General features: G+C 58.5%; 14 protein-coding genes and 1 pseudogene. 9 read left to right on the top strand and 6 right to left on the bottom strand.

What is annotated here, in order from left to right:
• Positions 1–42: 42 nt before the first annotated feature.
• Positions 43–186 carry a hypothetical protein gene (locus AC5ZG5_RS01445; RefSeq protein WP_456640803.1) on the top strand — a complete coding sequence of 48 codons (144 nt, stop codon included), beginning with the start codon at positions 43–45 and terminating at the stop codon, positions 184–186.
• A gap of 32 nt (positions 187–218) precedes the next feature.
• Positions 219–1,196, top strand: coding sequence for a LysR substrate-binding domain-containing protein (locus AC5ZG5_RS01440; RefSeq protein ID WP_080663741.1), 978 nt, complete (start codon positions 219–221; stop codon positions 1,194–1,196).
• Positions 1,197–1,535: 339 nt separating this feature from the next.
• On the opposite strand, the gene AC5ZG5_RS01435 is transcribed toward AC5ZG5_RS01440, so the two are convergent.
• The 3 genes from AC5ZG5_RS01435 to AC5ZG5_RS01425 form a co-directional block, all read right to left on the bottom strand.
• A complete protein-coding gene (locus AC5ZG5_RS01435) occupies positions 1,536–2,156 on the bottom strand; it encodes a thiamine pyrophosphate-dependent enzyme (protein ID WP_456640802.1) in 621 nt (206 codons plus the stop codon).
• Positions 2,157–2,869: 713 nt separating this feature from the next.
• On the bottom strand, positions 2,870–3,913 hold the full coding sequence (locus tag AC5ZG5_RS01430; RefSeq protein ID WP_456640801.1) for an alpha/beta fold hydrolase: 1,044 nt from the start codon (positions 3,911–3,913) through the stop codon (positions 2,870–2,872).
• A 100-nt stretch (positions 3,914–4,013) separates the two neighbouring features.
• The gene (locus AC5ZG5_RS01425; RefSeq protein WP_456640800.1) at positions 4,014–4,514 is read right to left on the bottom strand and encodes a ferritin-like domain-containing protein; all 501 of its coding nucleotides are present in this window, start codon (positions 4,512–4,514) and stop codon (positions 4,014–4,016) included.
• Positions 4,515–5,174: 660 nt separating this feature from the next.
• Between AC5ZG5_RS01425 and AC5ZG5_RS01420 the strand changes: the two genes are divergently transcribed.
• The 4 genes from AC5ZG5_RS01420 to AC5ZG5_RS01405 all read left to right on the top strand — a co-directional run bounded on the left by AC5ZG5_RS01420 (position 5,175) and on the right by AC5ZG5_RS01405 (position 8,741).
• Positions 5,175–5,405 (top strand): DUF2934 domain-containing protein, encoded by a 231-nt coding sequence (locus AC5ZG5_RS01420; protein WP_456640799.1) that lies wholly within the window; start codon positions 5,175–5,177, stop codon positions 5,403–5,405.
• 167 nt (positions 5,406–5,572) lie between these two features.
• On the top strand, positions 5,573–6,856 hold the full coding sequence (locus tag AC5ZG5_RS01415; protein ID WP_456641011.1) for an SDR family oxidoreductase: 1,284 nt from the start codon (positions 5,573–5,575) through the stop codon (positions 6,854–6,856).
• Positions 6,856–7,326 carry a DUF2269 family protein gene (locus AC5ZG5_RS01410; RefSeq protein ID WP_456640798.1) on the top strand — a complete coding sequence of 157 codons (471 nt, stop codon included), beginning with the start codon at positions 6,856–6,858 and terminating at the stop codon, positions 7,324–7,326. Before AC5ZG5_RS01415 ends, AC5ZG5_RS01410 begins: the two co-directional genes overlap by 1 nt.
• A gap of 131 nt (positions 7,327–7,457) precedes the next feature.
• Complete coding sequence (locus tag AC5ZG5_RS01405) at positions 7,458–8,741, top strand: DUF892 family protein (RefSeq protein ID WP_130229815.1); 1,284 nt, start codon at positions 7,458–7,460, stop codon at positions 8,739–8,741.
• 27 nt (positions 8,742–8,768) lie between these two features.
• Here the strand turns inward: AC5ZG5_RS01405 and AC5ZG5_RS01400 are convergent.
• Positions 8,769–8,879 (bottom strand): annotated as a pseudogene (locus AC5ZG5_RS01400) (metallophosphoesterase family protein); the annotation flags it as partial.
• A gap of 367 nt (positions 8,880–9,246) precedes the next feature.
• On the opposite strand from AC5ZG5_RS01400, the gene AC5ZG5_RS01395 reads away from it, so the two are divergent.
• The 3 genes from AC5ZG5_RS01395 (at position 9,247) to AC5ZG5_RS01385 (ending at position 10,811) form a co-directional block, all read left to right on the top strand.
• The gene (locus AC5ZG5_RS01395; RefSeq protein ID WP_456640797.1) at positions 9,247–9,468 is read left to right on the top strand and encodes a hypothetical protein; all 222 of its coding nucleotides are present in this window, start codon (positions 9,247–9,249) and stop codon (positions 9,466–9,468) included.
• Between the two features lie 186 nt (positions 9,469–9,654).
• Positions 9,655–10,116, top strand: coding sequence for an HNH endonuclease (locus tag AC5ZG5_RS01390; RefSeq protein WP_456641010.1), 462 nt, complete (start codon positions 9,655–9,657; stop codon positions 10,114–10,116).
• On the top strand, positions 10,089–10,811 hold the full coding sequence (locus AC5ZG5_RS01385) for a hypothetical protein (RefSeq protein WP_456640796.1): 723 nt from the start codon (positions 10,089–10,091) through the stop codon (positions 10,809–10,811). The genes AC5ZG5_RS01390 and AC5ZG5_RS01385 overlap by 28 nt, the downstream gene beginning before the upstream one ends.
• A 101-nt stretch (positions 10,812–10,912) precedes the next feature.
• On the opposite strand, the gene AC5ZG5_RS01380 is transcribed toward AC5ZG5_RS01385, so the two are convergent.
• Both AC5ZG5_RS01380 and AC5ZG5_RS01375 read right to left on the bottom strand, forming a co-directional pair.
• A complete protein-coding gene (locus tag AC5ZG5_RS01380) occupies positions 10,913–11,311 on the bottom strand; it encodes a hypothetical protein (RefSeq protein WP_456640795.1) in 399 nt (132 codons plus the stop codon).
• A complete protein-coding gene (locus AC5ZG5_RS01375) occupies positions 11,311–12,312 on the bottom strand; it encodes an NAD-dependent epimerase/dehydratase family protein (protein ID WP_456640794.1) in 1,002 nt (333 codons plus the stop codon). Before AC5ZG5_RS01375 ends, AC5ZG5_RS01380 begins: the two co-directional genes overlap by 1 nt.
• Between the last annotated feature and the right edge of the window lie 229 nt (positions 12,313–12,541).

Raw genomic sequence — 12,541 nt, 5'->3', positions numbered from 1 at the left:
CAATTTGTTGACCGCCACGGATATGCCCCTTGAGATTGATCTTTGAAGCGCCTGCAGGTGGCTGGCGCTGCAGCTGAGATTCTCAACGCCATTGAGGGGCGCGGCCTTGATGAAGGCCGCAGCTCAATAGGCTCTAATCATCCGCACCAGTTTGTTGCCTTACGTTTAGGCATGCAAACAATTTAATCTGCGGATATCTTGCGTTTTTGGAATGAACTATGCGACGCAGAATACCTAGCCTCGGCGCGCTGATGGCCTTCAGCGCGGCTGCCAAGCACCTCAGCGTCACGCGTGCCGCCAGCGAACTCGCGCTGAGCGAAAGTGCGGTCTCGCGCCAGATCGCGCAGCTGGAGGCGCAACTCGGCGTCAGACTCTTCCACCGGATCAAGAAGCGGATCACCCTGACGCGTGCCGGAACAGCTTACAGCACCCGTGTAGCGCAGACGATCGAGCGGATCGAGCGCGATACACTCGAGATCATGGGCTACGAGGCCGACGGCACGGTTCTGGACATCGCGGCGCTGCCCACCGTCGGCACCGAATGGCTCATTCCGCGCCTGCCGGACTTCTATGCTCGGAATCCCGGCATTGCCGTCAACGTGAGTGCGCGCAACACGCGCTTCTTCTTCAGCGAGACCGCTCTCGATGGTGCGCTATACTTCGGTGAGCCCGACTGGCCCGGCACGCAAGCGGACTATCTGTTCGACGAAGTTCTTCTGCCGGTCGGATCGCCGAAGCTTATCGGCAAGCGCGCCGAACTGCGAGCGAGTGAGATTGCCGAATTGCGGCTTCTGCATCTGGTGTCGCGACCCGATGCATGGCGTCGCTGGTTCGATGCTGCGGAACTTGGCGGCACGAATGTGATCCGCGGGCCACGCTTCGATATTCAATCCACTTTGATCAGCGCAGCGAACTCCGGTCTTGGCGTGGCGCTGCTTCCTGAATTCCTGATTTCCGACCAGTTGGCCTCCGGCAAGCTGAAGGTGCTGTCGAGCCTCACGTTGAGAAGCGCCGGCTCGTACTATTTCGCCTGCCCGGAAGAGAAAGCCGACAATCCCCTGCTCTCGGCATTTCGTGCATGGCTCCTGACGCAAGCAGGCACGTCAGCGCCTCCGGCACTTCGAACGGCCGGTAGGCAAACTGGTCCTAACGCAAGCCGACGCTCAACCGTATCTCGCTCTGGGAAGCAGTTTTGACGCCGTCGCAACCTCGCTCGAACGCCTAATGCCTAAGACGCGACGTGTGCAAGTGACCAAATGAGGGCCTGACGGAGAGCGCCTGCAAAAATTTGGTCGCTCCGCCTGAGTGGAGTTCCGTCACGGCGACATGTTCGCTTCCAGGAGGGATAGAAGTGATCGCACTGTCGCTGGTCGCCGACGTCCGACCATTGCGGTCACGAGATGTCCGGCTAGGTGCCCAATTCAATCCGTGGCAGGCTCATGTGATGGTCGTGCTCACGTGCTCGAAGCGGACCGATGCTTAGCGGATCTCATCGTTGCGATTTAGTTGCGGCTTTCTTGGGGGAGAACATGCTCCTAACTCGCGGGTCGAGGCTCTCGAGCTTGGTTCTGATCGGGGTGCGCTCGACGTTTGTTCGCGCCCAAGACGGCGATGACTTCGCTCGCAGGTCGCGCGAGCTTTGCGCCAAGTGCAATGGGCAGTCCCCGGCCCAATCCTGCCAGACCACGCGGAGAGATGATGCGCGTTCTCGGATGCGATGTGCGAAGCTGGCCCACGATCCAGCTCGAAGCGTAGCTTGCGTCGGGCACGACGATGGTATCTGGACCAAGGCGACGCTGAATGGCAGCAAGAGTCCGCTCCGGGCGAATCGGTGAGGCGTCGGTCAGCCAGGGCGCACGATCGCGTTCGAAAGCCTCCCATGCTCCGGCGATGAACCGCTCGAGCTCGGCCTGGCTGCGGGAAGGATTCAGCGCCCTGCCTGCAAGTGCATCGGTCAATGCATTCAGTGTCTCCCGCGCGTCGCCTAACAGTCGCACGGATTGATGGTTGCGGCCGATCTCCTCTGGCGAAATATCGATATGCAGGACTTGGGCATCCCTGGGGATCAGGCGCCAACCGTCTGTGCCATCTTCATTGGTGCGGGTGCCTATCAGCAGGTTACATACCTTCTTGTACATATTTGAGAGGACATTCAATTTCCCTCGGGATCAAAAGAGAAGAGTTGGCGCCCTCGCGCGGCCATTGCCGGGGCGGAGCTATCCGCACCATCCCCACGTGCGAGCGCGTCAGGCTGATTTCGGCTTGTTGTTGAGATGAACGAGGGCTCGACGGCCCACGTATGTCAGCGCTCCGAGAGTCGTTTGGCCCCCGCGCGCGGCCTGGATGAGTTGCTCGGCGATATATTTTCGGCTCTCGTGGTCGCCGCCATTCGGCCACTCAGCGCAGACCTCATCTAGGACAATGTCCATGTTCGCTTGAACACGTTCAGCAAACTCGCCCATGCTCCGCCCTTGAGCTCGCGAAAATCCACCTGCACGTCTCTTATTTCGATAGACCCAAACTAAGGACCGCATTCAGCTCGCCAGCGCGCGCGGCTTGCCGCGCTTGCCGGAGCAGCTTTTCCCGCTCCGCGCCGGGCGACAGACATTTCGCGCGACTGCGAGCGCCGAGCTGATCAGCCGCTCCTGGAGCGAAATGGTCTGCTTGGCTCGATTGCGCTTGCGCTTGGCTTCCATGATCGAAAGTTAATCGCGGGAACTTCAGAGCTACATTCAAGTATGTTAAGATGGCTGAAACATCACACGTGCGATCGACCACGGCCTCGTGAGTTACAATGTCAGGGGCGTTTGGGTCGCCTGAGAACGCGAGCCGTTGATCAGCTCGGCTCGATTTCCTCGCAAATGGCTCGCTACCCCGCCTGTTGAAGAGAGGTCGCCTTGTCGCTGCGCTTCGAGCTAAGCGTCGTTGCTTCGCCAATGGCGATCATGACCTGATCAGGGGCGCTCTGATGCACCATGTGGCCCGCACCCTTCACGCGGTGAAAGGTACTGTGGGCTATCTCATGATGAAGCCGGGCCGATTGTTCGTCGATATTGGCAACTCGATCGCCCTCGCCTGCAATGATCACGACGGGCATCTTGAGTTCAGAATATTGCCTGCGGAACACGATGGCGTCGGGAATCATCAAAGCCGCCTCTCCCGCACCCGCTCGGATCTGAGAAGGCCGCATTGCCATCTCTTTGGGAAAGTACCCGAACTTCGGCGGCACCGGTGCGGGTGCGAATATCTTCCTCGTTAGGAGCGGCCACATCAACCGACTGAGAACGGGCGAGAGGGTATGGCTCAGGACGCTTCCGATGACGGGCAGGGCTGGCGGAGACTTAACCATGACGTCAAGCCGCGGGGTCGGATAATAGTATCCTGAAGCCAGCACTAGCGCCCGGACTGCATCGGGAAATTTCAGCGCAAGGGCTACCGCCACTGAAGCTCCCCATGAATGTCCGAGTACCACTGGATTAGAGATGCCCAACCTTCCGAGTGCCTTCCGAATGAGCTCGGCTTGTGCTTCGGGGGTCCACACAACACCGCGTGGCCGCTTAGTATGCCCGAATCCCGGGCGGTCGAACGCGATGACGCGGTAGGTTTGTGACGCCAATTGCAAAAGGCCACTTGTTTCGAAATCGGCGATCATGCTGCCGTTGCCGTGGAGCAGCACAAGTACATCGCCCGCGCCGCGCTCCAGATAGTGTAGCCGCACGCCATCTATCTCGAGAAACCCGCCCCCCGGTGGATTTTCTTGCTCCGCATTCGCCGCTAGTTGCCGGTTCACGAGCGCCGTTGCTGCAAGGATCAAGGCACCGATCACCGCCGCACTAGCGTAAGTGTGATATTTAGGCCCGCTTCCGGCTTCCACGGACGACTCCTGCCAGACTGTGTTGTGTCGTGCGTCCATTTGGCCGCTCCTTGCCTGGACGAGGAGTATTGCGCAGCGATGGCGAACCTCGGGTCGCCAATCTTCGTCAGCCCGGTCGGCTGAGAGTCATGGCCGCGACTCAAGCCGCCTGGCGCTCCTGAATGTCGACATACTGCATCGTGACCTTCTCGACATTCCCCTCGACCCAGTCCGCCATCCGCTCCTCCTCCTTGAGGGAGGCTTCCAGCAGCGGACGAGCCGAATCAGCTCCCGCGGCCCCGCAAAGTGCCAAAAGTGATTTATATGCCGCGATCTCGTAGTGCTCGAATGCGTCATTGGCAAAGGTGTTCTTCAGGATTTCATCACCTGCCATCGAGTGGCCCATCGCCATCATATTGGCCATGAAAGACTGGGCCGTATCCTTCAGGGTCGACGTGCTTTCACCGCAGGTCTCCAGGCACTGCTCCAACCGACGGAGCTGCTCATTGGTCTCATCGAGGTGGCTGGTTACCCTGGATTTGACTTCCGGATATTCGTCGAGCCGCTCCGACTGCCGCTCCAGCAGCTCTCTTGCCTGGATCTCCATCGCGTGCGCATTGCGCAGGCCTACAATGAAGATATCTCGTGCTGTCGTAGCCATAGACGTTTCCTTTCTTCGGAGAATGTTAGTCACAAACCTACCTAGATAGCGGTTGTTCCTAGAAGGATCTGCACCGAAGCTCTGAGCCCGGGGCCGATCTTTAACGGGAAAGGCGTCTTATCCTCTTGATCGCGTCATCGGGACCACGCCAACTCAAAAGCTCAAGCACTTTCGGCTCGAACGCATCCGTCGCTTGAAAGAAATGCGCAAGCTCCTCCTTCACGCGAGGGCATGCGCTTTATCGGCCCAAGTGGGAAGTTTCAGGAAGTTTGTCATAGTCTTCGCATCACCTGCCTCTCTCCAATGTCTCCTCACTCGCGAACGCGATCAGCGAGATGGCAACAATTTCTCGCGCCGGAGGCACATTCGAAAGCTCAACTGCTGCTCGCCTACATGGTTGCTATGGTTGGGCTTTTCTGGTGAGGAAAGCTAACCTTTGTTGGTCTCGCGATGATGAAGAACATTCAGGTCGCGCCGCACCTGCACCTCCCAGTATAGGGTCAAACGGTGCATTCAACGAAAGCCCTCGATCTCCCACTAGGCGGCTGGGCCAGAGCCGCGCGAGATCAGCGGCCTGACTGAAGCTTCGGGAACACTCGGCGGTCGTCCGTATTTTCATCCGATGACAAGGTGCTACCTCGACGGCGATCCCGCGGTGGAATGCCCGATCGAGCAGTGGGGCGGAATGGCCCCCTCCTGAGCGGAGCGCGACAAGCCATGGCGGATCCGAATGACCACGAAATCCGAGTTCGTGCGCATCGACTATGGGAAGCTGCGGGGAGACCCGAAGGCAGGGATGAGGAGTTTTGGCGCCGTGCGGAACTGGAATTGCGGACGGAAGCCGAACAATTGGACAAGCTAAAGGAGCCACCAAACAATCTTCCGGGATGAAGTCGACATCAGGAATCTCTGCTCCTGAACCTTCCGGCGCTTCGCGGACCAGTCTGGATAGGGCAGCTTGCGCGGCCTGGAGAGCAGAACGTGGCGGAGAGCTGACGTGTGGCTTGGACTTGGTGAAGTGCCTGGAGCAGCAGGCGGCAAACCTGCTGAAAGAACCAATGAGGATTGTGGTCTCAGGTGCGACGGGTCTGATTGGATCTGCGGTCGCGACTCGTCTCGCACACGAGGGGCATCAGGTGATTGGGCTCGCTCGCCATGCAACTCATCAATTGCCGATAGCTGAATGGGTGACGCTGGATATTGCATCCACCCGAAAACGGGAAGACTGGCTGTCAGTTCTCAGGGACATAGATGCGGTCGTGAATTGCGCAGGCGTCCTGCAGGATGGCAGGCGCGAGGATACCGAGGGCGTTCATGCAGCCGGAGTTGGCGCCCTGTTCGATGCCTGTGAGAAAAGTGGCGTCCGTCGCGTTATCCATTTTTCTGCGATCGGCGTCGATCGCGCGCAGCCATCGCCCTTTTCTTCAACGAAGTACGAGGGCGATCGCCGTTTGATGGCAACGGAGCTCGATTGGGTTATTCTCAGGCCATCGGTGGTCCTTGGTCGTCCAGCATTCGGCGCAAGCGCCTTGATCCGCTCACTTGCCAGTCTGCCTTGGGTCCCGCTGATGCCCGATACACGGCCCCTTCAGGTGGTGCAGCTGGACGACGTCGTTGATACCGTCTTATTCTTTCTCAAAGAAAATGCTCCGGCCCGCTTGGCGCTCGAGCTCGCCGGCCCCGAAAGACTGCAGATGGGAGAGATCATTGCGCGATACCGTAACTGGTACGATTGGCCGTCGGCCCGCTCGTTCGTAATTCCGCATCCGTTGTCGAAGCTCACCTACTGGCTCGGCGATGTTGCGGGAGCGCTGGGTTGGCGGCCGCCGGTACGAACCAGTGCCGCGCGCGAAATTGCGAGAGGGGCCGTGGGAGACCCGCAGGGGTGGATCTCGATCACCGGCATCCCGCCTCGATCACTGGCGGAGGCGCTGGCGGCCGAACCCGCAACCATCCAGGAAAAATGGTTTGCCCGACTTTATCTGCTCAAGGCGATCATTTTCATTGTCTTGTCTTTCTTCTGGATCTGTACCGGCGTGATCTCACTGACGGTAGGTTACCCGAGCGGGGTGGAGCTGATGCGCGGCACCGGGGCAGGTCTACTGTCCGTACCATCGGTTGTTGCCGGCGCGCTTGCAGATATTTCTGTCGGCCTCTGCATCGCTTGGCGCCCCCTCACGCGGCAGGGACTCTACGGCGCGATGGCGCTTTCGGCGTTCTACGCGGTGTCCGGCACCATTCTCCAGCCCGAGCTATGGATCGAGCCTCTTGGTCCCCTCTTGAAGATCATTCCGATCTTCGTGCTGCATCTGGTCGCGCTTGCGATCGTGGATGAAAGATAATGATCTATTTCGTTTTGAAATATATTCACCTCATCGGAGCCGCGGTTTTGTTGGGTACTGGAGCCGGCATCGCTTTTTTCATGCTCCGCGCGCACTTGACCGGAGACCCTGTGATTGTCGCGGCGATCGCTCGCATTGTCGTCCTCGCTGATTTCCTGTTCACGGCAACGGCCGTGGTGGCACAACCCTTGACCGGAATCGCGCTCGCGCACGAGGCTGGATATTCGCTGACCGAGAGCTGGATTGTGCTATCGATAGTCCTGTATCTCGTGACGGGCGCCTTCTGGCTTCCAGTTGTCTGGATTCAGATGCAACTGCGCAACCTGGCGACTGCCTCGGCAGCTGAACGAAAGCCGCTGCCCTCGCGATATCATAGGCTGTTCTGGGCCTGGTTTAGCTTTGGCTTTCCGGCATTCGGCGCCGTGATGGGCATTTTCTGGCTGATGATACAGCGCCCTTCGATCTGGTAGCCCTCTCATTGGGCCTTGACTATGTGAGCGTCCTTTCGCGCCGCATTCGGATTGCTGGCATTGAGAACTCAGGAACGTCCTTCAATCTGGAGAGTTGTGGGCAGGTATTTCAGCATCCCGCGAGGCCCATCATGTATCATCACGTCAAGAAGCTCATGTATACCGTGCGCGTTGACGAGCCCGACCCTCGGTTCGGCAATATGCTTCTCGAGCAATTTGGAGGAGCAAATGGAGAGCTGGCGGCGGCGATGCAATACTCGATCCAGGGGCTCAACTGCGAAGACCCGGATCGCAAGGACCTGCTGATGGACATCGGCACGGAGGAATTAAGTCATCTCGAGATCGTCGGCTGTCTCGCCCGTATGCATCTTAAACCGACGAAGTTCGATCGTGAGAAGGCCGAGGCCGATCCATTGATCGCGATCGCAGGCGGTGGAGGCGTCAATCTGTTCAATTCGCAGGGAAATCCCTGGACGGCGGATTATCTGAAGATCACCGGCGAATTGGACGTTGATCTCCGCAGCAACATTGCGGCCGAGGCGCGCGCGAAGATCGTCTATGAACGATTGATCAACTTTTGCGACGATGCGGGCAGCAAGGACGCACTGCAGTTCCTGATGACTCGCGAAATCACGCACATGAAGGCCTTTGCTGCCGCGCTCGAGAGCATGAAGAAGCCCGCGTTCTCGATTGGCAAGATCCCGCCGACTCCGGGCCTCGTGAATCAGTTCTTCAACGATTCGACCGGTGCTGGAGATGAAGGCGAGATCGATACTCGCGGGCCTTGGAATGAAGGCGGCGATTGGGAATTCATGGCCTCTCCGGCCCTGCTCCCCGAAGGCAACGGCGAAACGGCCACCGTGATCAAGACCGAGAGTTCCCCACCGACGGCCCCTGAGGGCGTGAGCGAGCTGCTTGTCCATGAACTGCGAGACATTCTGCACGCGGAGAAGCAGCTCACCAAGGCTCTTCCCAAAATGGCGAAGGCGGCTCGATTCGATCGCCTGCGAGAACTTTTCGAGCAGCACTTGATGGAGACGGAAGAACAGATTGAGCGGCTCAACGAGTGCTTCTCGCTGCTCGGGGAGACCGCACGAGCGAAGGCCTGCAAAGGCATGATGGGCCTGGTCGAGGAAGGCCAGGAAGTCATGGACGAGGGTGAGAAAAAGGAGGACGCGCTCGCGGACTTGGCACTCATCGGTGCGGCTCAGCGCGTGGAACATTACGAGATGTCGGCCTATACCACCGCAAAGAACCTCGCTCAGCAACTGCGGCACAGCGCCATAGTCGCGCTACTCTCGAAGTCCTTGGCGGAGGAAGAGAACGCCGATCAATTGCTCAATCAGGTCGCCCGCACGCTGATGTCAGTGGCTAAAATGCCTGCAGCGATCGAACAGGCGGAGGAGGAAACATAAGATTCCACCGCCAACCATCGCCTGCGGTCACCCGATGCAATCAAGGTGGTGAATGAGCGGCGAAATGCGATTTGCGGTCAGCTCAAGGGTCGCCAGCGTGACAGGCAATTTAAAGCGCCGCGGCCCCGCGCTGCCTGGAAATGAAAGCCGGTGCTGCCGACGGGGACTGTTCATCCGAAGGCGGCTGCCATAGGTCCGGCCGCAACGACCTGATCAGCGCCCTCTTCTCGTCAGCTCTGGCATTATCGCGTAGGCAACCGCGGTGGTATTTCGAACCCGGTCCGAAGCCTTGGCGGCCTGATCGACCGCCGATGACCCTCAACGGCACCAATGGCGCGAAGAAATGCGACGCCCGCATTTGCCCCCCGAAGATGCTTTGACGCAGGCGAGCAGATCGGGCGTCGGGATGTTGCAAGTGGAAGGGCAACGTAAGCTGCTCTATTAGGTCAAAATCGATCGGGCGACCGAGGCGAACGTCATCACCCTGCATCCGGCGACTATCGCCGTGTATCTCGATGCGGTGGAGCAGCTCGCGAAAGCGCTTTCGGCTGCCGATGCCAAAGCTGCATGCCTCAAGCTGCGCGAACTCGCCGACAGCATCGTCGTCGCGCCGCGGATCAGGCCTGGCGATCCGATCCATTTCGAAGTTCGCGGGCGCCTAGCCGCCCTGATGCAGCCCCACCCCAATAAAATGTCGGTGGGAGCGTTGGTGCGCCATTCAGAATAAAATTGCGAACTCGTATGTAATTGAAATCACTATACAAATTTAACGCCCTTACTCCAGGTGAGTGCAAGCAACCGACCTGGCGCGGCTCTCTCACAATTGAAGATCCGGCGCGCCGCGGCGGCCGTGCGAGCCGGTGACTGCCAATCCAATGGTGGCCCGCGGATTTCGACAAAGTCATCCAAGCGTATGTGCCAAATATGTGCCGTGTGGATTCAACTTCCCGTGACGCGTGAGGCACTATCGACGCCCAATCATAGGTTCAAAAAGTGTCTGCCAGGGGCGATAACGCGATTGGGTTGGCTTCGATCGAGACAACCGACTGTGACCACTGAGAAGGCTAGCGAGATGGCTAATTGCAAAGGCTGTGGTGTCCCTATTACCCCTAAAAATGACTCCGATGCGCATATGATCCCGAGGGCCCTCGGCGGCCGGTTAGCGCCGCGTGGCATCATCTGCCGGGACTGCAATGGCAAGCTGAATGACGCGGCAGACTTCGAGCTGATAGACGCCTTGGCGCGTGGCCTACCCTGCTTGACATTCCTCGCCAAGGCGCCAACCCGCCAAAGACGATCGATACGAAGAAGGGCTACCGCGCCAGACTGGATGCGGACGGCAAACTCATGCGGACCGATGTCGTCTATAACGTAAAGACCCTGCCCGACGGCTCGCCGAAAGTCGAAATGGGTGCCGGCGATATGAAAACGGCCCGCCAATTGCTCGCGCGCGCAAAAAAGCAATTTCCGCAGCTGGACCTTAAGGAAGCTGAAAAGCATCTTGCCGTGCAAGGCATCCCGCCGGATGACGAGATAAAGCTGGGTCTCGACTTCAGTCCAGCGGCGACCTTCGGGAGCCTTCTAACAGCGATCTGGCTGTTTCTGATTTACAAGACTGGCCGCGCCTTCATGACCTTGGACCAGCTGCTCGCGAGCATCAAAAAGATGCAGGAGTACGGCGGCACGTTCCGGTATTTGGTCGACGGTCTGCCTGGGCTCTTAGGTCCGGATATCACACTCGGTCATAAAATCATCGTTCGCTCGGTGCCGAAAACCGGCGAGTTGATCGCCTTCGTGGAGATCTTGGGCCTGTTGAAGATCGGAGGCGTATTCGCCGCCGGAAGCAGCGGCTTCGCGCTTGAGCACATCTACGCCTACGACCTCCTCAAAAACGAAGAACGCAGCGGGAAATTTTCAATTGATCCGACCATCTTTGAGGCGCAGGACTGGCGAAAGATCGGACTTGGTCCTACGGACGGCGAAGCCCTTCGGAATCATTTTAGGCAAGCTCAGGTCGATTTATCGGCTCTCTACTACGCCCGCTTCACGGCGGCGCCCTCAACGAAGTAGCACCGGACAAACACGCCCGACCGGTCAGGGGTTTGGCTTTTCGTCCGGCTGCGGGGTACCACGCCCCAGTTTTTCGTACAGGTGCCGCAACTGCACAAGGATCATTCCGACATCAAACGTAGGGCAGCGACCTCGGATGTGGCGCTGCTGATATAGGCGGCGTCCACCTGCTCTTGGTCGAACGAAACTTCGCTCTTCTTTCGGCTTCGCCTTCCGTCGTTTCGTTCGTGACGATATGCTTGAAGGATCTCAAGTACTTCCTTAACAACCGTCGCATGCTTGCCGGCCGCCGCTTTTTTGAACTTCTCCACCGCTGCCGCGATACCGCCTTCGACATTTTCGAGACAGCACACGATGTCATGCGCATCCTTGCGCTCGTGCCGGTCCGGCACGGCATAGGCTTTGAGGCAGGTGAAGCTCACAATATCGACGTGGCGTAATTCCTCGGTGGCAATGCCCTTGCCACCCAGCACTTGGCCGCGCTGACGCGGGCAGAACATCACACTGCCGCCGCGATATATGGGCGGCCTTCCTCGCGCGCTTTAACTTGATCGTAGATCCAGCGGTAAGTCTCCTCCATGCCAACCTTCAATTGGATACTCGGCGCCCATCCGAGCTTGGCTCTGATCAGTGTGTTATCGCTATTGCGGCCACGGACGCCTTTCGGCGCCTCGAGATTGTAGCGGCGCTTGAGCTTAAGCCCAGCGATCTCTTCGACAACATCGACAAGTTGATTGATCGTGACCAGCTCATCGCTTCCGATGTTGAGCGGCACATCCACGTCAGAATGTAGCAGCATCTGTGTGCCGTGGAGGCAGTCGTCAATGTACATGAAGCTGCGCGTCTGCTCGCCGTCGCCCCATATTTCAATCTCGTGTTGCCCCGTTATGACGGCGATTGCTACCTTGCGCGCTACCGCCGCCGGCGCCTTTTCGCGCCCTCCGTCCCACGTTCCGTAGGGGCCATAAACGTTGTGATAGCGCGCGATGCGCGTCTCGAGGTCGAATTCTTCGCGAAAGTGGCGGCAGAGGCGCTCGGTATATAATTTTTCCCATCCATAGCCATCCTCGCAGTCGGCTGGATAAGCGTCTGACTCTTTTAGAGCAGTCACCTGCGCGCTGGTCTGCTTATAACTCGGATAAATACAGGCCGAGGAGGAATAGAAGAACCGTTCGACGCCATTATCGCGGGCACCAAGCAGCATGTGCGTGCTAGTCAGGACCGACAGCATACACCGAGCTCTGTTGCTCTCAATGAAGCCCATGCCGCCCATGTCGCAGGCAAGGTTGTAGACGTGCCTCACGCGCCTGGTGGCCAGATCACAGGCGTCGGCAAGCTGTAGATCAGCAATGATATTTTCCGCTTTCGGAGAACGAAAATACCACTCATTCAGCGGTTTCTTGTCGACCGCCCGCACCGCGGTACCCTTGCCCAAAAGCTCGCGAACCAATTGGCCGCCAATGAAACCACCCGCGCCAGTTACCAGGGTCAACTGTGTCACAATTGTTTCCCGTACAGGTTGTCTAGACTAGCCGCCCTGCCGACCGCTGTCCAGCCGGGCGAACGGCAGCTATGCCACTCTTGCGAAAGTGAGAAGAGCTAAGCGCGGAGCACCAACACACACATCCTTCGGAATGACTATCAGTTGCCGCTCATGTAAAAGCATTGAGGCCGCGCCGCCGCGCTCTCGATGGTATGAAGCGATCGCGCTTGGCTACGGCGAAGTTCAA

It is taken from the genome of Bradyrhizobium sp. Ses1 (assembly GCF_059512365.1).
The sequence above is the reverse complement of the archived record's forward strand: the minus strand, read 5'-3'. Positions and strand labels throughout refer to the sequence as shown.

Bases quoted from the DNA above. Each gene is read 5' to 3' on its own strand.
- AC5ZG5_RS01440 (WP_080663741.1), top strand. From the start codon at position 219: ATGCGACGCAGAATACCTAGCCTCGGCGCGCTGATGGCCTTCAGCGCG.
- AC5ZG5_RS01430 (WP_456640801.1), bottom strand. From the start codon at position 3,913: ATGGACGCACGACACAACACAGTCTGGCAGGAGTCGTCCGTGGAAGCC.
- AC5ZG5_RS01425 (WP_456640800.1), bottom strand. From the start codon at position 4,514: ATGGCTACGACAGCACGAGATATCTTCATTGTAGGCCTGCGCAATGCG.
- AC5ZG5_RS01420 (WP_456640799.1), top strand. From the start codon at position 5,175: ATGCCCGATCGAGCAGTGGGGCGGAATGGCCCCCTCCTGAGCGGAGCG.
- AC5ZG5_RS01415 (WP_456641011.1), top strand. From the start codon at position 5,573: ATGAGGATTGTGGTCTCAGGTGCGACGGGTCTGATTGGATCTGCGGTC.
- AC5ZG5_RS01410 (WP_456640798.1), top strand. From the start codon at position 6,856: ATGATCTATTTCGTTTTGAAATATATTCACCTCATCGGAGCCGCGGTT.
- AC5ZG5_RS01405 (WP_130229815.1), top strand. From the start codon at position 7,458: ATGTATCATCACGTCAAGAAGCTCATGTATACCGTGCGCGTTGACGAG.
- AC5ZG5_RS01390 (WP_456641010.1), top strand. From the start codon at position 9,655: ATGTGCCAAATATGTGCCGTGTGGATTCAACTTCCCGTGACGCGTGAG.
- AC5ZG5_RS01385 (WP_456640796.1), top strand. From the start codon at position 10,089: ATGCGGACCGATGTCGTCTATAACGTAAAGACCCTGCCCGACGGCTCG.
- AC5ZG5_RS01380 (WP_456640795.1), bottom strand. From the start codon at position 11,311: ATGTTCTGCCCGCGTCAGCGCGGCCAAGTGCTGGGTGGCAAGGGCATT.